A 20,745-nucleotide genomic window follows, 5' to 3' on the forward strand; every position below is an offset into this window, starting at 1 on the left:
CTCAGTTCCCCTTGTTCAGGCGGGTGCCGTGGTCGGCGTCGTGGTCATCGTCGGCTGCGGACAGCGGACGGGCCGGAGTACGTTTCTGCCCGGGACCACCGTGGCTGGTTTCGGCACCTTCGTTGGTGACCGGGCCTTTGCGCACCAGGCGCATCATGTAGCCCAGACCCACGCCGAACAGCGAGAAATACACCACCACGAACAACGCCAGGGTGATACTCATCTGCACAAAACTGTGTGCGGACGAAGCATCCGCCGTGCGCATCAGGCCATAGACCACCCAGGGCTGACGGCCGATCTCGGTGGTGAACCAGCCCGCCAGGATCGCGATCAGGCCGGACGGCCCCATCCACAACGTCAGGTACAGGAACGGACGCGAGGTGTAGAGGGTGCCGCGCTTGCGCAGCCAGACACTCCACAGGCCAGTGAAGATCATCAGCATGCCCAGGCCCACCATGACCCGGAACGACCAGAACACAATGGTCGAGTTGGGACGGTCTTCGGGCGGGAACTCCTTGAGCGCCGGCACCTGCTTGTCCAGCGAGTGGGTGAGGATCAGGCTGCCCAGGTAAGGGATTTCCACTGCGTATTTGGTTTTCTCAGCCTTCATGTCCGGCCAGCCGAAGAGGATCAGCGGGGTCGGCTCATTACCGACGTTTTCCCAGTGACCTTCGATGGCGGCGATTTTCGCCGGTTGGTGCTTGAGGGTATTAAGACCGTGGAAGTCACCGATCACCGCCTGCACCGGCGCCACGATCAGGGCCATCCACATGGCCATCGACAGCATGCGACGAATGGCCGGGTTGTCGCGCCCCCGCAGCAAGTGCCAGGCTGCGGACGAGCCGACGAAGAACGCCGTGGCGACGAACGCCGCCACCGCCATGTGCGCCAGGCGATAGGGGAATGACGGGTTGAAGATCACCGCCAGCCAGTCCACCGGAATCACTCGGCCGTCAACGATTTCGAAGCCTTGCGGGGTCTGCATCCAACTGTTGGAGGACAGAATCCAGAAGGTCGAAATCAGCGTGCCAATGGCCACCATCACCGTGGAGAAAAAGTGCAGCTTGCGCCCGACCTTGTTCCAGCCGAACAGCATGACCCCGAGGAAACCAGCCTCGAGGAAGAACGCGGTGAGCACTTCATAGGTGAGCAAGGGGCCGGTGACAGCACCAGCAAAATCGGAGAAACGGCTCCAGTTGGTGCCGAATTGGTAGGACATCACCAGACCGGACACCACCCCCATGCCGAAGTTGACAGCGAAGATCTTCGACCAGAAGTGGTAAAGATCACGATAGGTATCGTCGCGGGTCTTGAGCCACAGGCCTTCGAGTACCGCCAGATAACTCGCCAGACCAATGGTGATGGCCGGGAACAGGATGTGGAACGAAACGGTGAATGCGAACTGAATTCGGGCGAGATCAAGCGCCTCTAAACCGAACATAAGCTTTCCTCTATCAGGTAAAACCGGCTGCGGGCCAAAGGCCAGCGCCTACTGCCCCCACGGATATGGAGTTCGGCGAATTCGGATTCGTTCTTTTTTAAACCATCGCAACGTAGGGATTCTGGCCCTTGGGCCGCCACATCAAACCGCTGGAAAAGGTTTTGATCTGGGTCAAGCAACGTTAAAAGAGTAGTCCTATTTTCAGCGCGCAACTCTGTGGTTATTTGCCGCGTGACAGCTTGCCTCACCCCGCCAAACCCGGGGTTTTCCCAGCTTTTCCCCACACAAAACGCCTGTAGCCGCTGCTGAGTCTGCGAAGCTGCGAAAGGCCGGGCCGCATTCGGTACGCAGGGTCTTGCCTGGCGATTGCCCGTCGAACCTGCGGCGTACTCAAGAGCCTGGCGTCTCCTCCGGAGCCGTTCGCAGCCTGCGGCAGCGGCTACAAGGGTTGGCGGCCCGGCATACGAGCAAAAAATCAGATAGATGCGCAGCTAACGATTTTCCCGCACGCCGCAACTATTGGTTACATCTTGGTGATAACCTCGTCGCACTCCCCGCTCAGATTGACCGCCCGATGCCCAGCCAAGACCCTCTGTTGCTCCGTCACCATCGCCCGTTCATCGCTTTCTGGCTGGCCCGGATCTTCACCGCCAGTGGTTTCCAGATGCTCACCGTGGCCATCGGCTGGAACCTCTACCAACTGACCGGCAACGTGCTCGACCTGGGCCTGGTGGGGCTGGTGGAGTTCGCCCCGCGCGTGCTGTTCATGCTGCACACCGGGCACGTGGCCGACCGCTACGACCGGCGCCGAGTGGCGGCTATCTGTCAGTCGCTACAAGCCTTGATCGCCCTGGCCCTGGCCGTCGGCAGCCTGACCGACAGCGTGACCCGGGAAATGATCTTCATCCTGGCCTTCCTCCTCGGCGGCGCCCGTTCCTTCGAGATGCCCACCACCCAGGCCCTGCTGCCGAGCATCGTGCCAGCGGCGCTGTTTCCCCGGGCGGTGGCCGCCGCGCAATCGGCGCAACAGTCGGCGACCATCGTCGCCCCGGCCCTGGGCGGGTTGCTGTATGCCTTCGGCAGCGTCTGGGTCTACGGCCCCACCGTGGTCCTGTACCTGATCGCCTGCCTGCTGATGCTCAACCTGCCGGCCCGGCAGACGCCGCTGAACAAGGGCAAGGCCACCCTCGATTCGCTGCTGGCGGGGATTCGCTTCATCCGCAGCCGCCCGGACATCCTCGGCGCCATCTCCCTGGACCTGTTCGCGGTGTTGCTGGGCGGCGCCACCGCATTGCTGCCGGTGTTCGCCAAGGACATCCTGTTGACCGGCCCCTGGGGCCTGGGCCTGCTGCGTTCGGCGCCAGCGGTGGGCGCACTGCTGATGTCACTGTGGCTGGCGCGTTTCAGCGTCGAGCGCAAGGTCGGGCGGGTGATGTTCACCGCCGTCGGCGTATTCGGCGTGGCCACCATCGCCTTCGGCCTCTCGACTTCGTTCTGGTTTTCCCTGGCGGTGCTGGTGGTGCTGGGGGCGGCGGACATGATCAGCATGGTGATCCGCGCGTCCTTCGTGCAGCTGGAAACCCCGGACGAAATGCGCGGCCGGGTCAGCGCGGTGAACGGCTTGTTCATCGGTGCTTCGAACCAGCTGGGGGAATTTGAATCCGGGCTGACCGCCCACTGGTTCGGCACCGTGCCGGCGGTGGTGCTGGGCGGGGTCGGCACGCTGGTCGTGACCGGGGTCTGGATCAAGCTGTTCTCGACTCTGGCCAAGCGCGATCGGATGATCGAGCGAGTGGAAGAGGCCAAGGCCTGAAGCCGCGCCGGACGGGCGCGGCCAGATTCAGTTATCAATGACTGGGCTGAGCCTCAGCGGCTACACGCCATTTCGCCGCCTCCAGCAGGTCGCAACCATCCTGGGTCAGTACATAGAGCACATCGATGATGTGCGGGATGTCCTTCACATCGCCGTGGCTGAAGTTCAGGCAGCACAGGGTTTCCAGCAGGTTGGCAGCAGTGCGCATGCGTTGCTCTGCAGCCTCGTGCAACGCCTCAGTGGACGCATTGGCGTTGATGAAGAGAACACCTGGAAGGCCAGCGCTGGATTTGAGCGGGAGGTAGCGAGGAGTATCAATTGAAATATTCATCGAGAAATCCTTTTTGGTCATGAATGCACTGGGCTGAATAACAACCCAGCGCCCGCCGAACTTGAATGCAAAGCGCCTTCTAATTTCGGGTGACCAAACCCGTTCGCTGAATTGGCAGCGACGGCGCGAACTATAGAAGTGCTGGAGCGAACGGTGCAATGAGCGGCCTGTTAACCTTTGTTACCCGCTTTCGAGCCCCACCGTCAGGCCGCTGTAGCCGGCCCTCTCCAACAACAATCAATGCACGCAACCACCTCGTAACAGCGCGTTGATCATTCTCTGCAATACAAAACCGCTACGAAGAGTGTAATGTATCGCCTTACACTCACTCCCCATGATCAAGTCCTTTCAGCACAAAGGCCTGCGCGCCTTCTATGAAACCGGATCGACTCGTGGAATACGGGCTGAGCATGCACGCCGGCTGGCCCGCCAGCTGTCGTTCATGGATCACGCCAGCGAACCGGCAGACCTCAACCTGCCGGGTTGGCGGCTGCACCCACTCAAGGGCGACCTGCACGGCTATTGGTCTTTGGTGGTGTCCGGCAACTGGCGAGTGATCTTTCGTTTCGTAGGTTCGGATATCGAACTGGTCGATTATCTGGACTACCACTGAACAGGAGGCAGGATCATGCCCATTCACAACCCACCCCACCCCGGTGACACCCTGCGCCAGGATGTCCTGCCCGAGCTGGGCATCAGCGTGACGGAGCTGGCCCGGCATATCGGCTATGCCCGCCCGCATCTGTCCAAGGTGTTGAACGGCCATGCGCCGATCCGCGCGGAACTGGCGGTCCGCCTGGAACGTGCCGGAATCGGCAAGGCCAAGGTCTGGCTGGCGGTGCAGGCCGATTACGACATCTGGCACACCGAGCAGGAGTTGCAACCGGTGATCGAGCCTATCGCGGCCCATGTCGGCTGAGCCCTATACCGACAACTCTGCTGCCACCTGAGCGCTTGCCGCGACCGCACAGCGCCTCCACCAGGGCCAGGGCAAACGTCAGGGCCGCGCCGGAACCCTGGGCGGTGATGCAGTTGCCATCCACCACCACCGGCTGGTCGACAAAGGTACAGCCCAACAGCTGATGGCTGGCGCTGGGCAGGCAGGTCATGCGCCGCTGGCGCAGCACGCCATAGGCCTGCAAGGCCAGGGCCGGTGCTTCGGCGATGCCGGCGAAGAACCTGCCAGCGGCCGCCTGATCCTTGAGCAGCTGCATTAAGGGTTGATGGCCCGCCAAATGCTGGGCACCTACCGCGCCGCCGGGCAGCACAATCAGGTCGAAACGCTGGGCCAGCACATCCACCAGCATGGCGTCGGCGGTCAGTCGGGTGCCGCGGGCGCAGGTGAGCATGCGCCGGTTTTCGACGCTGGCCGCCAACACCTCGATTTCGGCACGGCGCAGTACGTCGATCAGGGTCACGCTTTGCAGGTCATCAATGCCTTCGGCAAGGGTGACCAAGGCTCTGAAGGTCATGGGGATGACTCCACAAGGAAGGTCTTTAGAGCTTAGTCAGCTTTGCCGAACGCCGTTCGGGGCTACCTGATGTAGATCTGCGCACTCAGGGTATTGCCCGGCGCGTTGATCGAGGTGTTGCTGAAGCTGAAGGTGCCTTCCTGCTTGCCCGCCAGGTCGAAGACATAGATGTAGCCCACGGTGATTCCCGAGTTGCCGCAGGGCACATAGGCGGAGCCGTCCTCGCACACCGGCGAGCGAGTGCCGTCGACCTCGAAACCGTCCAGGTTCACATGGGGCTCGCGGCCGTAGCCGATCTCCAGCACGTAGACCTTGATGTTCGGACCGTTGTGGTCGCACTGGGTGCGTTCACGCCCATCGGAGACATCTTCCAGGCCGCAGGAAGGTGACAGCACCTTGAGAATCTCCACCTGGCTCAACGGCGGCGCCGAACGCGCCAGGGCCGGAGACGCCAACCAGCAGGCTGCTGCCCCCAGCAGCGTCAATGCTGTCATTTTCACTGTGCTGCGCATAAATCCCCCCTTAAAAGCAGCGCGCAGTATGCGCTACTTGCCAGCAGTGCAAAACATCGCCGACGATCGCAGCCATTGGCCCACGCTGCTGGTATGATGCGCGGCTTTTTCCGACCCAGGGCAAATCCACAGGCACCTTATAAAGTCTGTGCTTTGCTGTTGGAGTCGATACATTCACGGCGCCCGGCGGCGCCACGGGGAGCAGACATGCTGGAAAGGCTGTTTCAACTCAAGGCACACAACACCAACGTGCGCACCGAGATTCTTGCGGGCGTCACCACCTTCCTGGCCATGGCCTACATTCTCTTCGTCAACCCGAGCATTCTCGGCGAGACGGGCATGGACAAGGGCGCCCTGTTCGTTGCCACCTGTCTGGCTGCCGCCATCGGCTCCACCATCATGGGCCTGATCGCCAACTACCCGATCGCCCTGGCCCCGGGCATGGGCCTGAACGCCTTCTTCACCTACACCGTGGTCCTGCACATGGGCCACACCTGGCAAGTGGCGCTGGGTGCGGTGTTCATCTCGGCGGTGCTGTTCTTCCTGCTGTCGATCTTCAGAATCCGCGAATGGATCATCAACAGCATCCCCCTGCCGCTGCGCTCGGCGATTGCTGCCGGTATCGGCCTGTTCCTGGCGCTGATCGCCCTGCACAACGCCGGCATCGTGGTCAGCAACCAGGCCACCATGGTCGGCCTGGGTGATCTGAAAAAGCCGGCACCGATCCTCGCCACCCTGGGCTTTGCCCTGATCGTCGCCCTGGAAGCGCTGAAAGTGCGCGGGGCGGTGCTGATCGGCATCCTCGCGGTGACCATTGCCTCGATCATCATGGGCTTCACCCCGTTCGCCGGCGTGACCTCGATGCCTCCGTCCCTGGCCCCGACTTTCCTGCAACTGGACATCAAGGGCGCCCTGGACATTGGTCTGGTGAGCGTGATCTTCGCCTTCCTGTTCGTTGATCTGTTCGACAACTCCGGCACCCTGATCGGCGTCGCCAAGCGCGCCGGCCTGATGGGCAAGGACGGCCACATGCCGAAAATGGGCCGCGCGCTGATCGCTGACAGCACCGCCGCCATGGCCGGCTCCCTGCTGGGCACCTCGACCACCACCAGCTACATCGAATCCGCCGCGGGCGTGAGCGCCGGTGGCCGCACCGGCCTGACCGCCATCGTGGTGGCGATTCTGTTCCTGCTGGCACTGTTCTTCTCGCCGCTGGCGGCCAGCGTGCCACCGTTCGCCACCGCGCCAGCACTGCTGTTCGTGGCCGTGCTGATGACCTCGGGCCTGGCGGAAATCGACTGGGAAGACATCACCGTCGCCGCCCCGGTGGTGGTCACCGCCCTGGCCATGCCGTTCACCTATTCGATCGCCAACGGCATCGCCTTCGGCTTCATTGCCTGGACCGCGATCAAGCTGCTGTCGGGCCGCGCCCGCGAGCTGAACGCACCGCTGGTGATCCTGTCGATATTGTTCGTGATCAAGCTGGGTTGGTTCGCCGCATGACTTTTGACGCCGCAAGCTACAGCACCCAATTGAACGACAAGGTCACGCGCCTGCGTGACCTGCTGGCGCCCTTCGCTGCGCCCGAGCCCCAGGTCTTCGACTCGCCCCTGCAGAACTTCCGCCTGCGGGCCGAGTTCCGCCTGTGGCGCGAGGCCGGTGAACGCCATTACGCAATGTTCTCCCAGGACGACAAACGCACGCCGATCCTCATTGAAGAGTTCCCCATCGCCAGCCAACGCATCAACCAGTTGATGCCCCGGCTCAAGGCCGCCTGGCAAGCCAGCGCGCCTTTGAGCCACAAGCTGTTCCAGGTGGAGTTCCTCACCACCCTGGCGGGCGACGCGATGATCACCCTGTGCTACCACCGCCCGCTGGACGAGCACTGGCACAAGGCCGCGAGCCAACTGGCCGCCGACCTCAATGTCAGTGTGATCGGCCGTTCCAAGGGCAAACGCGAAGTCATCGGCCAGGACTACGTGGTGGAAAAGCTCGAAGTCGGCGGGCGTACCTTCAGCTATCGCCAACCCGAAGGCGCCTTCACCCAGCCCAACGGCACGGTGAACCAGAAGATGCTCAACTGGGCCTATGAAGCCCTGGGCGAACGCCAGGACGACCTGCTGGAACTGTACTGCGGCAACGGCAACTTCACCCTGCCCCTGGCCACCCGGGTGCGCAAGGTACTGGCCACCGAGATCAGCAAGACCTCGGTCAACGCCGCCTTGAGCAACCTCAGCGAAAACGCTGTGGATAACGTCACCCTGGTGCGTCTGTCCGCCGAAGAGCTGACCGAAGCCCTGAACGAAGTGCGGCCGTTCCGCCGCCTGCAGGGCGTGGACTTGAAGAGCTACGAATTCGGCAGCGTGTTCGTCGACCCGCCCCGGGCCGGCATGGACCCGGACACCTGCGAACTGACCCGGCGCTTCGACAACATCCTGTACATCTCCTGCAACCCGGAAACCCTGGCGGCCAACATCGCCCAGTTGCATGACACCCACCGCATCACCCGCTGCGCGCTGTTCGACCAGTTCCCCTGGACTCACCACATGGAATCCGGGGTCCTGCTGACCCGCCGCTGATTTGCCCCGCTGCCCAACGGCCGTCCTCGAGACGGCCGTTGTCATTCACGGCCGCCGATCCCCCTACCGCTTCCTGTAGCCGCTGCTGCAGGCTGCGATCGACTGCGAAGCTGGCGCAAACCTGACACCGCGGTGCATCAGGCACGTCTGCGTCGCCGGGTGTGCGGGGCTGCGCCCCGGTCGCAGCCTGCGGCAGCGGCTACAAGGTCAGCCCGCGGGTTGAAAGTACCCGGCCAGTTGCTGCAGGTCCTGTTCATTGAGCAGGCCGGCGTAATACTTGAGCTCAATCCGTGCCAGCAGGTAGGCATGCCGGGCATCCGCCAGGTCACGACGGGCAGTGAACAGTTGCTGCTCGGCGTCCAGCACATCGAGGTTGACCCGCTCGCCACCCTGCACGCTTTTGCGGGTCGCGGTCACCAGGGCCTCGGCTGAGCTGACGGCCATTTCATAGGCGCGGACCTTGGCCGCCGCACTGGTGTTGAGGTTGAACTGCTTGCGCAGCTGGTTGAGGGTGTTGGCGGTTTGCGCATCCAGTTCATATTGCGCCTGGGACAGCTGACTGGCCGCCTGGCGGGTCGAGGCCGAGACCGAACCACCGGCAAACAGCGGCAGGCTGACCTGGATACCCACGGTGTTGGTGTCGTACTGCTGGTTGTAGGTGCTCTCCGAATCAGAGCGGGTCTGCCGGCTGCTGGCGTACAGGCTGATCTTGGGCAGGTGCCCGGCGCGCTTGCGCTCCACTTCGTATTCCGCCGCCCGCAGGGCCTGCTGCTGGGAAGCCAGTTCAGGGTTGTTGGCCATGGCCAGGTCACGCCAACTGTCGAAGCGGTTGGGCAGCAGCGGCTGGATCTCGAACTGCCGGGTCAGCGGGTCCAGCTCGTCGATCTGCAACGGCTCGCCGACTATGGCTTGCAGCTCGCGCAGGGCCGCATCCTGCTGGTCCTGGGCCTCGATCTCTTGCGCCAGGGCCAGGCTCAAACGGGCCTGGGTCTCCAGCACATCGGTGCGGGTGCCCTCGCCGCCCTTGAGCAGACGTTCATTGAGCTGCAAGCGTTCGGCGTAGGCGCGCTTCTGTGCCCGGCTCAGCTCGATGCGCTCCTGGGCCAGCAGCGCCTGGCTGTAGGCACTGAGCAGGCGCACCGCCAGTTCCTGGCTCTTGCCGCGAAAACGCTCGTCGGAAAACAGCGCCTGGGCCGAGCCCTGGCGATAGCGCGCATAGGCCTCGTAGTCCAGCAGTGGCTGTTGCAGGGTCAGGGTCGAGGCGTAGCTGCGGTAGTCACGATCGGTGGTGACATCGCCACGAACCGTGTCCTGGGTCACCTCGGACTGGTTGCGCGAATTGTTGTAGCTCCAGGACAGGTTCGGCAACAGCCCGGCACGGCCGATGGCCCGGTTCTCTTCACCGGCATCGCGCTCCTTGATCGCCGCCTGGAAGGTCGGGTCGTTACGCAGAGCCAGATCGTAGGCATCGAGCAAACCCAGGGCCAGGGCCGACGGGCTGCTCAGCAGGCACAGCAGCGCGAGGAAGCAAAAGGCGCGAGTCATTCTTCCACCAACGCCATATGGGTCCGGTCCAGCAACGGCTTGAACAGGTAGTTGAGCATCGAGCGCTCGCCGGTACGGACAAAGGCCTCCACCGGCATTCCCGGACGGATCTGCAAGCCCTGCAACTGCTGCATGCCTTCGGCGCTGACCGTGGCGCGCAAGGTGTAATAGGGCTCTTCGGTACGTTCGTCGACCTGGCGATCGGCGGACACCAGGGTCACCTCCCCCGGCACCCTCGGCGTGGTGCTCTGGTTGAAGGCCGAGAACATCAGTTCCACGGGCAGCCCCGGGTGCACCTTGTCCACCAGTTGCACCGGCACCCGCGCCTCCACCAGCAGCGGCTCGTCCTGGGGCACGATGTCCATCAGCGGCTGGCCCGGCTTGATCACGCCGCCCTCGGTGTACACCTCCAGGCCCACCACCACACCGGCAGCCGGGGCGCGCACCTGGCTGTTGGCCAGTTCGAACTCGGCGGAGGCCAGGCGATTGCGCAGGTCTTCGGTGCGAATCCGGGTGTCGGCCAACTGGCTGCGCAGGTCTTTCTGGAAATCCTCGGTGGACTGGCGGATGCGCAGGCGCAGTTCGAGGATCTGCCGCTGCAACTGGCCGATGCGGCCGAAGTCCTCGGCGATCGAGCCGTCGATCTGCGCGTACAGGCGTTCGCTGTCCAGCAGGCGATTGCGTGGGATGTAGCCGTCCCGGGCCAGCTCCCGCAGGCCCTGCAACTGTTCGTTCAAGGCACTGCGCTGTTGCCGCTTGCTGGCCTGGGAATCCCGGGTACCGCGCAACTGCGCTTCGGAGCCGGCAATGGTCTCGGCAATGCCCTGTTGCTCCATGCTCAGGGCCTGGCGCCGACTGCTGAACAGCTGTCGTTGCAGGGCCAGGCTGGCGGCCACCTCAGGTTCGCTCGCCAAGGCCTGGAGCTGTGGATCGAAGACGATCTCGCTGGCGCCATCGCGCTCGGCATTGAGTCGCGCTTCGCTGGCCAGGGAACCCAAGTACTGACTGCGCAAGGACTGCATCTGGGTGCGCAGGGGGGTCTCGTTGAGGCGCAGCAACACCTGCCCGGTGCTGACCCGGTCGCCCTCCTTGACCTCGATCCGCTCGACGATGCCGCCGCTCTGGTGCTGCACGGTCTTGCGATGGCCCGAGACCATGACCTTGCCCGACACCGCCACGCCCTTGTCCAGCGGCGCCAGGGCGGCCCAGCCGATAAACCCGGCAAAGCCTCCCAGCACCAGGAGCCAGCCGAGGCGTGAATACTTCCTTTCGTCCAGGACCAACACATTGTTCGCTGCGGGCCCTGGGGCAGGCGCCGTGCGGCCTGTGGATAACCTCGCGTTCATGCTTTCTTCCCTTCGCCGCCGGCCACGCCCAGTCGGTAATTCATGTTCAGGCTGGTCACCGGATTGCTCACCGGTACCGCGGGCGGCGGCGCGGCCTTGGCTTTCTGGTTCGCTTCCAGCACCCGCGCCGTCGGGCCGAAGGCTTGCAGCTGGCCTTCGCGCAGAATCATCAGCTGGTCGGTCAGGCTCAGCACATTGGGTTTGTGGGTGATCAGTACCAGGGTCCGCTGCCGTTGCTTGAGTTGGCCGATGGCCTGCAGCAGCGCCTGTTCGCCAGCTTCATCAAGGTTGGAGTTGGGTTCGTCGAGCACGATCAGCGCCGGCAAGCCGTACAACGCGCGCGCCAGGCCGATGCGCTGGCGCTGCCCGCCGGACAGCCCGGCACCACCCTCACCCAGGCGCGTGTCATAGCCCTGGGGCAGTTGCAGGATCAACTCATGCACCCCGGCCATTTGCGCAGCCTGCAGGACCTGATCGGAGTCCAGCGGACCGAAACGCGCGATGTTCTCGGCAATGCTGCCGGCGAACAGTTGGATGTCCTGGGGCAGGTAGCCGATATGCGGGCCCAGTTGCTGCTTGTCCCACTGGGCCAGGTCCGCGCCATCCAGGCGCACCTTTCCCGTCAGGGGCGTCCAGGCACCGACCAACAGCCGGGCCAGGGTGGACTTGCCGCAACCGGAAGGGCCGATCACCCCCAGGACCTGGCCGGCCTCCAGGGTGAAACCGAGGTTGCTCAGGGCCGGACGGCGACTTCCCGGGGCACAGGCACTCAATTGCTCGACACTCAACTTGCCCTTGGGCGTCGGCAGGCTCATGCGCACCGGCCGCGGCGGGTTGGCCTGCAACAGCTCGGACAAGCGCTCGTAGGCCAGGCGCGCCGAGCTCCATTGCTTCCACACCGCGATCAACTGGTCGATGGGGCTGAGCACCCGGCCCATGAGGATCGAGCCGGCGATCATCATCCCCGGAGTGATCTGCCCCTGCACCGCCAGCCACGCGCCCAGGCCCAATACCAGGGACTGCAAGGCCATGCGCACGCCCTTGGACCAGGCGCTGATAGTGGCGGTCTTTTCACTGGCCAGGTTCTGCTGAGCGAGAAAGCCCTGGTGACCGACGAACCAGCGCTCGCGCAGCGCGCCGAGCATGCCCATGGCTTCGATGGCGTCGGCGTTGCGCAGGTTGGCCGTGGCCTGCTGGCTGGTGATGATCGACAACTGGCTGGCCTGGGCCAGCGGTGCCTGGCAGATATGCTGGTTGATCCAGGCCAGCGCCACCAACAGCAGCGCACCGCACAGGGCCAACAGACCGAGCCAGGGGTGAAAGAGGAAGATCACCAGCAGATAGACCGGGAACCAGGGCGCGTCGAAGAAGGCGAACAAGGCATTGCCGGTGGCGAACTGGCGCAGCGCGGTCAGGTCATTCAAGGCCTGGCCGGCGGCCTGGGGGCTGCCCTTGAGCTGGGCCTCGAACGCCGCGTCATACACCCGCTGGTTCAGGCGCATGTCCATCTGGGTGCCGAGGTGGATCACCACCTGGCTGCGCACCCACTCCAACGCCCCCATCAGGCCGAACAGGCCGAGGATCATCAGCGTCAGCATCAACAGGGTCATCTGATTGCCCGAGGCCAGCACCCGGTCGTAGACCTGCAGCATGTACAGGGCCGGGGCCAGCATCAGCAAATTGATCACCGCCGAGAACAGGCCGATGTTGAAGAAGCCGCCCTTGTAGGCCGTCAGGGCCGCCAGCGTCTCGGAAGCGGCAAGTGGATTCGGCCTGCTCATCAAGGTGTCCTGTGCAGAGTTTAGGGATACAAGGTCTTCCGCTCAGGCAGAGCGGAACGACAAGAGGCGCGCCCGGTGCGTTGACAGGCACCCCGGCGCTCCCCAGAATTTGCCACCGCCGCCGCCCTGGCCTTCGAAAACTCGGGCGACGGAGGTGAGTCAGACCAGCGAATGGAGGAGCGATCCTGCATTCGCTTTTTTATGCCTCAAGCCAGCACTCAGGCGGCCAGTGCCCAGTCCTGGGCCACGTCCTGCACACCCACCAGGCCGACATCGGCTGCGGCGGCGGCAGCCGGGGTGACGTGGGCCACACCGGCGGCGGCCAGGTCGTCGAAAGTGGAGTTCACCGACAGGCTTGGGTCGATCGCCTTGAGCAGGGCATCGATCTCGCCGGCCAGCGCCGAACTGTCGCCGCTCATCAGGCCGTAGACCACCTTGTGCACTTCACCGGCACGGCCTTCATCTTTCAGGCTGTTGAGGCCCAGGTTGCTGAAGCTGACTTCCTGGCTGACCAGGTGGTAGTTGCTGCCCGAACCACCGGCGAGGGTGTCGCCCAGGGAAACGCTGTCCAGCGAGCCCCACAGGGTGTGGCTCGGGTTGCTGAACAGGGTGTAATGCAGGTTGCCGTCGGCCACGAAGGCGGCGTCGCTGGCGGTGCTCTTGATGGCGTACTGGGTGCCGTCGAACGGGCCCGGGTTGAAACCACCGGTATTGGTGCCATCAACCACTTCGCCTGGGCGGTGGTTGACGTCGCCGAAGTAGGCCGACCAGTCAGTCAGGTATTGCGCAACAGTGTTACCGCCGTAGGTAGCGCTGTAAGAGATCGAAATGCTCATGCAAAACTCCAATACATTAGGTGGGTCAGGTCCGCAGCACGCCAGTGCCTGCTGCGGTTTTGCCCTTCAATGGGCAAAAGCGGTCAGAACTGATATTCCACGGTGCCCTGCAAGGTGCGGCCACGGCCGAGGGTGAAGGCCAGGACATCGCCGAGGGGCACCAGGTAGGCGCGATCGGTGACGTTTTCCATGGCTAGGCGCAGGGTCAGTTCTTCAGTGGCGCGGTAGCTGCCATACAGGTCGTAGACGGTGTAGGGCTTCCAGTCGGCCGGGTAGACGCCGGTCTGGCTCACGGTCCCGGTCGCCGAGCCGGCGATCGAGTAGCCGGCGCTGTAGCGGGCCCGGGCACCGATATCCAGTTTGCGTTCGAAAAAGCGCGCACCCAGGGTCAGGGTGCCGCGGTCCATGGGCATGTGTTCGGCCGAACCGAGGATCGCGGCGTTGCAGCGGCTGGCATTGTTGGCCGCCTCATCGGGACGCATGCCGGTGACAATCGCGCCCCGCCCTGTGCCGTTCTTCACCGGCTGGGTCACCCCTCCCAGCCAGGCGGTCTTCATGCAGAAATCGTTGTCGCCGATCATGTGGGTGTAATTGAGCTGGCCGTAGGCGCGACCGGCGTCATAGTCGAGCTGGTACTCGACGCCCTTGAAGCGGGTGCTGCTGAGATCGTTGACGTAGGCGCTGTTGCCGATGCCGGGTGAGCCATAGCCCGGGGGCTGCACGCCCATGGCCATATAGATGAAATCATCGACCCGGGTATCGAAGTAGGCCACCTTGATGCCCAGGCGGTCATCGTTGAACCAGAGGTTTTCCTTGAAGACGTTGACCCCCGCTTCCCAGGTGGTGGAGCGCTCTGGCTTGAGGAAGGGGTTGGGAAAGGTGCTCTCAGAACCTCCACCATGGGGGCGTCCGGTGATCATGGTTTCGGTCACCGCCGGTGGCCGCCAGCCCTTGCCATAGCTGGCGAACAGTTGCAGCCACTCGACCCCGGGCTTGACCGACAGGCCGAAGGTCGGCGAGAAGCGCCCTGCCTGGTTGTCGATGTCATAGGCCACCGGCACCGAGATTTGCTGGGGCGTCTTGCCGATCACGAAGGTGCGGGTGTTGATTCCGGTTTCGCCGCGCAGGCGGTAGCGGTCGTAACGCAAGCCGGCATTGAGGTTCAGCCAACCGTCGTAGTCGAAGTCCAGGCGGGTGAACAGGCTACCCAGGGCTCGATCGCCCTCGGGGGTCATGCTCGCCGCAGGCGAGGCGCTGACCGCCGAGCCCTTCGGCACCGGCTGGCTGGAGTCGGGGCGGACCTTGTCGTAGAAGAACTCCAGGCCGTAGTTGGCCTTCAGCGTGGACAGCCCGCCCAGGGCAAAGGTCGACGTGTTCTGCGCCTGGGCGCCATAGGTATCGGTCTGGTAGGTGATCGAGTAGCCAGGGCTGCTGCGGCGGGTCAGGGTGCTCTGGTCATTGCTGTTGTCGACGTAATAGAGCTTGGCCTTGAAGTCGATCAGCGGGTTGTCCGGGGTGTAGCTGTAGTCGATGCCGAAGTTCTGCGAATGCACATCGCTGCTGCCGAGCTTTTCCCAGAGCTGATCCTTGTTCTCGGTGTTCATCATGTTGGCGTCGTCGTAGGACACCTCAGTGGTCAGGTAGCTCAGTTGCAGACGCTGGTCCTGGGGCAGGTTGAGCCCCAGCTTGACCAGGCGCGAGCGCATCACCGAAGCGGAATAGGCCACCTTGGAATGCTTCACCCGATCATTGATCGACGGGTCCATCCAGCTGCCGGTGCGCAATTCGCCAATGCCGCCACGGGTCCCCGGCTTGTAGTCCCCCAGGTGTCGTTCACTGGCGGCCAGCAGCATGTCCCAGACTTCGGTGCCGATGGCGAAGGCGGAACTGCCGATGAAGTGGGTGCCGTTGCGGCGGCCGCCCAAGCCGGTGGTCAGGCGAATTCGGCCACCGATCTCCTGGCCGGGCTTGAGCAGGTCACGGGCCTCGATGGTGCGAAAGTTGGCAACCCCGCCAATGACGCCGGCGCCGCCCATGGTGGAGGTGGCGCCCTTCTCCACCACCACTTCGGAGAGCAGCTCGGGGTCGACATAGAGCGTTCCGTTGCGCTGCTGGTGGCCGCTCTGCTGATAGTTCTGGCGCATGCCGTCCACCGACATGTTGACCCGACCATAGTCCTGGATACCGCGGATGTTCACCGACACGCCCGGGTCCTGCTGGCTGAGCGCCGAATACACGCCGGACGTTTCCTCCAGCATTTCGGCGGCATGCCGCGGTGGATTGCGATCAAGTTGCTCGCGCCCGACCACGCTCACCGAGCGCGGCGCGTTGTACACCCAATCGCTCTGCCGGCCTTCGAGGTCACCGGAAATCGTGGTGGGGGCCAAGGCCAGGGCGCCATCACGTCCGGTTTCCACCCGACTCAGGGTCACCTGGCGCTCGCCGCTAAAGCGGTACTCCACCGGCGCATTGCCCAGCAGCCGGGCCAGTCCTTCCTCGGCACTGTAGCGGCCCTTGAGCGGCGAGCTGTGCAAACCATGCAGGCGCAAACTGTCGAACAGCACCTGTACCCCGGCCTGCTCGGCAAAAGCCAGCACCGCACTGCCGAGGGCCTGGGCAGGGATATCGAAATCCAGTTCGCGTGGTTGCTGAGCACTCTGCGGGGCTAGGCCCACGGGCTCTGCCGCGTGCAACAAACCGCCTCCTGCCAACAGCCCTGCTACGCCCAAGTGAATGGCCAGGGCCAGACGACTTGCGGCGTGAATTCCAGTGCGACTGCCTACCCTCATGTTCCTGATTCCTGCGCTGGCTACTTTTAGTGCATGCGAATGCATCTCAATTAGCTAGACGTGCCAGGCAGGAAAACTCAGTAAGGTTTTTTCAGTTATTTTTCGCCGAAGGTGAAAAAAGGCCCGCCGGCCTCAATAAATCAGGCTGACGCCGGCCAGGTCGAAACGCTGCACCTGCAACTCCTGGGTGAGGGTGACCAGGGCCGCGTCGAGCATATCCAGACGGAATACACCGCTGACCTGACGCTGGGCCAGGGCACTGTTGGCCAGCACCACTCGCCCGGATCGATAGCGATTGAGGCGCTCCACTACCGCGCTCAGGGGCTGGCGGTCGAACACCAGGACGCCGCGCCGCCAACTGGTGGCGCGCTGCAGGTCGAGCCCATCAAGTGCCACCACCCCCGACTGCGAGTCATAGCGCACGCTCTGTCCCTCTTGTAGAACCCGCTCGGAAACGCCGCGTTGCGCCGGGGTATCCAGGCTCACGGCGACACTGTGCTGCAACACCCCAACCCAGGCTTGTTGATCGCTCTCGCGCCCGACCACAAAACGGGTGCCCAGGGCCCGGGTCTGGCCGCTAGCGCTGTGCACGATGAAAGGTCGTTGCTCCTCACCGACCATGGGCGCCACATCAAACACTGCGGAGCCGGCCAGCAATTGGATCTGACGCTTGTCGCCGCTGTAATCCAGGCGAATGGCGCTGCTCGAGTCCAGCTCCACTTGGCTGCCATCGGCCAGTTGCACGGTGCGCACCTCGCCCTTGCCGGTCTGGTAGTCGGCCTGCAGGTACAGCAGTGCCTGCGGCCCTTGCAGCCAGCCCAGGGCCACCGCCAGAACCAGCATGGCCGCACTGGCGACCCGCACCAGCCGGCGTCGACGGCGCGGGCGCTGTATTGTCGCCGCAGGCCGTTCCACCTGGCGTCTTGGTGGGGCAGTGGCCGCCAACTCGGGGTCCAGGCGCAGCTCGCCCAAGGCCTCCCAGGTCTGCCGGGCAAACACCAGAGCCTGGGAATGACGCGGGTCCTCGGCCTGCCATTGGGCAAGCTGCGCCTGCTCGGTGGCGCTCAGGCCTCCCGCGTGCAAACGCACCGCCCAATCGGCGGCGGCCTCGGTGATACTGCGCTCTTGCGGACCCTGGCTATTCACGTGTGAATCTCGATTTCTCGTTATATATAAGCAGTGACGTCTGACCCCGACTTTTACCGTAACTCACTGGTCAACCGGCCGACCGTCGGTAGCCTGCAGGCGTTGCATCACATAAGCCAGCGCCCGGGACAGGTGCTTTTGCACCGAGCTGTCGGAGATATTCAGGTGCCGGGCCACCTCGGCGTGGGTCATGCCTTCGATACGGTTCAGGCGGAAGATTTCCTGAGTGCGCGCAGGCAGCTCCGTGATCGCCTGTTTCAGTGCCTTGCGCTGTTGTTGCGCCATCGCCTGAGCCTCCAACCCGGCCGCCTCATCCTCGATGTCGGCCAGCACTTCATGGGGCACGGTCTCGGTCTTGCGCCGCGCCTCCTGACGTACATGGTCGATCAGCAGGTTGTTCGCCGTGCGGTAGAGATAGCCCTGGGAGTTGTCGATCCGCTCACCGCGCGTTTGCTCGGCCAGCCGCAGAAAACTCTCCTGCACCAGATCTGCGGCCAACTGCGGGTCCCGTACCTTGCGCGCCAGGTACCCACGCAAGGTCGCGGCATGCTTGAGAAACAGTCCCTTGAGATCCACGTCCGACAAACCGACTCCCTGGAACATGAAGGAAATTGCCGGCATCTTACGGTCAGTCGAGAATGATTTTCAATTGATATCAGTATTCATTAGCGATCGCTTACACCAGCTGCCAGCCGCTTTCCAGGACCTAGGCTGGCACCTCGACCTTGCGCGGCCGGCCGCCCTTCTTGCCGTTCAGGCGCGCCGCCCGAGCCTTGGCCGCGCTGCTTTGCCGACCGTTGCGGGAGGCGACCAACTGGGTCGCCAGTTTCATCAGCGGCTCGCTGGCCGACAGCAGCCCGACAATCGACACCTGCAGGTCCAGGGCCTCATGGCACACCGCCGTGGCGGAAAAGCCCAGCTGCAGTTGCTGCAACTGGGTGTCGCTCAGCGCCGCCAGCTCCGGATAGTTTTCCACAGGCAAATGAATCGAGCTGCCATCGGCAAAGCCCAGGCACAGGCACCCGGCCGCATAGCTCAAGGTACTGACTTGCAAACCCGCGTCGTGACGCGCCTCACCACGTTCGACCGCTTGATCCAGCTGCTCCTGGGTCAAGGGCACATCGACAGGCACCGCTGCTTTGACGACTTTCATAGTTCGATCTCCACTCCTTGCGCCGCACCCACCAGGGTCAGGCGAGTCAGGTTTCGTTGTTCCTCGTAATGCGCTGACTCGATCAGGTACACCCCGCAGCCGGCGCTTGAACCTTCCACCACAGCGTTCGCTTGCCAATCCCACAACTGCTGCTCAAGGCACAAGGTGCGCAGCTTGCTCCACCCGATACGCCGAGCCAGATGCACCCGTTGCTTCAAGGCCTGGCGCAAGCCTTCAAGGACTGCCAGTGCCGGGCGACGGCCATGGGGGACAACGTCCCAGAGCTCGACACCGTTGTGCCAGAAGCTGAAGCGAAAACGGGCACTCCAACGACCGCCATCCAAGTGAGGTGACCTGCTTGAGGTTAGTCCCGGAGAAGGTCAGGAAGGCCTCCGGGCGGCCGCAAAGTCGTCAGCATTTATTGCCGGGCAAGGCCTCGCCACGGCCATCGCCCATAACAGCGTTCGGTTATCGAACACTTAATCAGCCTTCCCGGGTTCCGCTCTCGGCCATCAATTGACCAAATTAACCAGTTAGTACAATTTACCTCCCCAGTGCCTCGTACCCGCTCCCGAGGCTGACAATAACAACGGAGATCTACCCCCATGCGTCCTATCGTTCTGGTGCTTAACGGCCCGAACCTGAACCTGCTCGGCAGCCGTGAACCTGCCACTTACGGCCACGAAACCCTGGCCGATGTCTCGGCCTTGTGCGGCCGTGCCGCCGAGGAACTGGGCCTGGCCGTAGAGTTTCGCCAGACCAACCACGAAGGCGAATTGCTCGACTGGATCCACGCCGCCCGCGGGCGCTGCGCCGGCATCGTGATCAACCCCGCCGCCTGGACCCACACCTCGGTGGCGATCCGCGATGCGCTGGTGGCCAGTGAACTGCCAGTGATCGAAGTGCACCTGTCCAACGTCCACGCCCGCGAACCCTTCCGCCATCACTCCTTTGTCTCGGGTATTGCCCTGGCGGTGATGTGTGGCTTTGGCAGCCACGGCTATCGCCTGGCGCTGGAACACTTCAGCCTGCGGTTCAAGGAGCAAGGTCTATGACAGGCCATACAGGCGTACTCGCCGGACTGATCGGCGCCGGCATCCAGGCTTCACGCACCCCGGCCCTGCATGAACACGAAGGCGACGCGCAACGCCTGCGCTACCTGTACCGGCTGATCGATCTGGACCAGCTGGGGCTCGACAGCAGCGCCCTGCCCGACCTGCTCAGCGCCGCCGAACGGATGAACTTCACCGGCCTGAACATCACCTTTCCCTGCAAGCAGAGCATCTTGCCGCTACTGGACGAACTGTCCCCGGAAGCTCGCGGCATTGGCGCGGTCAACACCGTGGTCCTCAAGGACGGCAAACGGGTCGGTCACAACACCGACTGCCTGGGGTTTGCCGAAGGGTTCCGGCGCGGTCTGCAAGGCGTGGCCAGACGGCACGTGGTGCAGATGGGGGCCGGCGGCGCCGGAGCGGCAGTGGCCCACGCCCTGCTCAGTGAGGGTGTGGAGCAACTGAGCATTTTCGATGTGGAAAACCAGCGGGCGCAGAGCCTGGCGGACAACCTCAACCAGCATTTCGGCGCCGGTCGGGCCAAGGCCGGCACCGACCTGCCCAGCACCCTGGCGAGCGCCGACGGCCTGGTGAACACCACGCCCATGGGCATGGCCAAGCTGCCGGGCACGCCGGTGCCGGTGGAACTGCTGCGGGCGGAGCTGTGGGTCGCCGAGATCGTCTACTTCCCACTGGAAACCGAGCTGCTGCGCAATGCCCGCGCCCTGGGTTGCCGAACCCTGGACGGCGGCACCATGGCGGTGTTCCAGGCGGTCAAGGCGTTCGAGCTGTTCAGCGGTCAGAGCGCCGACCCGCAACGCATGCTGGCGCACTTCCACAGCATGAATGGCTGAAATACGCCTGTAGCCGCTGCCGCAGGTTGCGACAGGCCCCGCAGGGGCCTCGGCATCCGTCAGGACGCTGGCGAGCCTGCGGCTCGTTCGCAGCC

At 63.8% G+C, this 20,745-nt stretch carries 20 protein-coding genes; 7 read left to right on the plus strand and 13 right to left on the minus strand.

The annotated features are described in order from the left end of the window. Position 1: 1 nt before the first annotated feature. Positions 2 to 1,441: a cytochrome ubiquinol oxidase subunit I gene (locus Q8O96_RS25805; protein WP_102865419.1), complete on the minus strand. Its 1,440-nt coding sequence runs from the start codon at positions 1,439 to 1,441 to the stop codon at positions 2 to 4. Positions 1,442 to 2,015: 574 nt separating this feature from the next. Here Q8O96_RS25805 and Q8O96_RS25810 point away from each other — a divergent pair. Continuing rightward, positions 2,016 to 3,254: an MFS transporter gene (locus Q8O96_RS25810; protein WP_305949699.1), complete on the plus strand. Its 1,239-nt coding sequence runs from the start codon at positions 2,016 to 2,018 to the stop codon at positions 3,252 to 3,254. A gap of 34 nt (positions 3,255 to 3,288) precedes the next feature. On the opposite strand, the gene Q8O96_RS25815 is transcribed toward Q8O96_RS25810, so the two are convergent. Beyond that, positions 3,289 to 3,585, minus strand: a complete 297-nt coding sequence (locus Q8O96_RS25815; protein WP_305949700.1) for a hypothetical protein — start codon at positions 3,583 to 3,585, stop codon at positions 3,289 to 3,291. 334 nt (positions 3,586 to 3,919) lie between these two features. Between Q8O96_RS25815 and Q8O96_RS25820 the strand changes: the two genes are divergently transcribed. Beyond that, complete coding sequence (locus Q8O96_RS25820; protein WP_016966171.1) at positions 3,920 to 4,198, plus strand: type II toxin-antitoxin system RelE/ParE family toxin; 279 nt, start codon at positions 3,920 to 3,922, stop codon at positions 4,196 to 4,198. 15 nt (positions 4,199 to 4,213) lie between these two features. Beyond that, positions 4,214 to 4,504: a HigA family addiction module antitoxin gene (locus tag Q8O96_RS25825; RefSeq protein WP_305949701.1), complete on the plus strand. Its 291-nt coding sequence runs from the start codon at positions 4,214 to 4,216 to the stop codon at positions 4,502 to 4,504. Here the strand turns inward: Q8O96_RS25825 and Q8O96_RS25830 are convergent. Together Q8O96_RS25830 and Q8O96_RS25835 are read right to left on the minus strand one after the other, a co-directional pair. Then, positions 4,482 to 5,057, minus strand: a complete 576-nt coding sequence (locus tag Q8O96_RS25830; RefSeq protein WP_305949702.1) for a DJ-1 family glyoxalase III — start codon at positions 5,055 to 5,057, stop codon at positions 4,482 to 4,484. The two genes, Q8O96_RS25825 and Q8O96_RS25830, sit on opposite strands and share 23 nt — an antisense overlap. A 62-nt stretch (positions 5,058 to 5,119) precedes the next feature. Continuing rightward, a complete protein-coding gene (locus Q8O96_RS25835) occupies positions 5,120 to 5,569 on the minus strand; it encodes a DUF4879 domain-containing protein (protein ID WP_102865416.1) in 450 nt (149 codons plus the stop codon). A gap of 207 nt (positions 5,570 to 5,776) precedes the next feature. Here Q8O96_RS25835 and Q8O96_RS25840 point away from each other — a divergent pair, with 207 nt between their 5' ends. After that, positions 5,777 to 7,072 (plus strand): NCS2 family permease, encoded by a 1,296-nt coding sequence (locus Q8O96_RS25840; RefSeq protein WP_102865415.1) that lies wholly within the window; start codon positions 5,777 to 5,779, stop codon positions 7,070 to 7,072. Next, on the plus strand, positions 7,069 to 8,148 hold the full coding sequence (gene trmA, locus Q8O96_RS25845) for a tRNA (uridine(54)-C5)-methyltransferase TrmA (RefSeq protein WP_102865414.1): 1,080 nt from the start codon (positions 7,069 to 7,071) through the stop codon (positions 8,146 to 8,148). The genes Q8O96_RS25840 and trmA overlap by 4 nt, the downstream gene beginning before the upstream one ends. A gap of 207 nt (positions 8,149 to 8,355) precedes the next feature. Here trmA and Q8O96_RS25850 read toward each other — a convergent pair whose 3' ends face one another. The 9 genes from Q8O96_RS25850 to Q8O96_RS25890 form a co-directional block, all read right to left on the minus strand. Beyond that, positions 8,356 to 9,693, minus strand: coding sequence for a TolC family outer membrane protein (locus Q8O96_RS25850; RefSeq protein ID WP_102865413.1), 1,338 nt, complete (start codon positions 9,691 to 9,693; stop codon positions 8,356 to 8,358). Then, on the minus strand, positions 9,690 to 11,039 hold the full coding sequence (locus Q8O96_RS25855; protein ID WP_207166588.1) for an HlyD family type I secretion periplasmic adaptor subunit: 1,350 nt from the start codon (positions 11,037 to 11,039) through the stop codon (positions 9,690 to 9,692). Before Q8O96_RS25855 ends, Q8O96_RS25850 begins: the two co-directional genes overlap by 4 nt. Then, positions 11,036 to 12,820: a type I secretion system permease/ATPase gene (locus tag Q8O96_RS25860; protein ID WP_115580985.1), complete on the minus strand. Its 1,785-nt coding sequence runs from the start codon at positions 12,818 to 12,820 to the stop codon at positions 11,036 to 11,038. Before Q8O96_RS25860 ends, Q8O96_RS25855 begins: the two co-directional genes overlap by 4 nt. Positions 12,821 to 13,038: 218 nt before the next feature. Then, positions 13,039 to 13,656, minus strand: a complete 618-nt coding sequence (locus tag Q8O96_RS25865; protein ID WP_102865410.1) for a heme acquisition protein HasA — start codon at positions 13,654 to 13,656, stop codon at positions 13,039 to 13,041. Positions 13,657 to 13,739: 83 nt separating this feature from the next. Then, the gene (locus Q8O96_RS25870) at positions 13,740 to 16,445 is read right to left on the minus strand and encodes a TonB-dependent receptor (protein ID WP_207166589.1); all 2,706 of its coding nucleotides are present in this window, start codon (positions 16,443 to 16,445) and stop codon (positions 13,740 to 13,742) included. Positions 16,446 to 16,577: 132 nt separating this feature from the next. Next, positions 16,578 to 17,591 carry a FecR family protein gene (locus tag Q8O96_RS25875; protein WP_207166590.1) on the minus strand — a complete coding sequence of 338 codons (1,014 nt, stop codon included), beginning with the start codon at positions 17,589 to 17,591 and terminating at the stop codon, positions 16,578 to 16,580. Positions 17,592 to 17,654: 63 nt separating this feature from the next. Then, on the minus strand, positions 17,655 to 18,176 hold the full coding sequence (locus Q8O96_RS25880) for an RNA polymerase sigma factor (RefSeq protein ID WP_102865512.1): 522 nt from the start codon (positions 18,174 to 18,176) through the stop codon (positions 17,655 to 17,657). 121 nt (positions 18,177 to 18,297) lie between these two features. After that, complete coding sequence (locus Q8O96_RS25885) at positions 18,298 to 18,744, minus strand: DUF2442 domain-containing protein (protein WP_305949703.1); 447 nt, start codon at positions 18,742 to 18,744, stop codon at positions 18,298 to 18,300. Further along, positions 18,741 to 19,088: a DUF4160 domain-containing protein gene (locus Q8O96_RS25890; protein WP_305949704.1), complete on the minus strand. Its 348-nt coding sequence runs from the start codon at positions 19,086 to 19,088 to the stop codon at positions 18,741 to 18,743. The genes Q8O96_RS25885 and Q8O96_RS25890 overlap by 4 nt, the downstream gene beginning before the upstream one ends. Positions 19,089 to 19,349: 261 nt before the next feature. On the opposite strand from Q8O96_RS25890, the gene aroQ reads away from it, so the two are divergent. Next, positions 19,350 to 19,799, plus strand: a complete 450-nt coding sequence (gene aroQ, locus Q8O96_RS25895) for a type II 3-dehydroquinate dehydratase (RefSeq protein ID WP_102865405.1) — start codon at positions 19,350 to 19,352, stop codon at positions 19,797 to 19,799. Beyond that, positions 19,796 to 20,650 (plus strand): shikimate dehydrogenase, encoded by an 855-nt coding sequence (locus Q8O96_RS25900; protein WP_115580990.1) that lies wholly within the window; start codon positions 19,796 to 19,798, stop codon positions 20,648 to 20,650. Before aroQ ends, Q8O96_RS25900 begins: the two co-directional genes overlap by 4 nt. The last annotated feature ends 95 nt before the right edge of the window (positions 20,651 to 20,745 follow it).

This window comes from Pseudomonas sp. LPH60 (genome assembly GCF_030718165.1).
In the GTDB taxonomy this organism is placed as follows: domain Bacteria; phylum Pseudomonadota; class Gammaproteobacteria; order Pseudomonadales; family Pseudomonadaceae; genus Aquipseudomonas; species Aquipseudomonas danubii.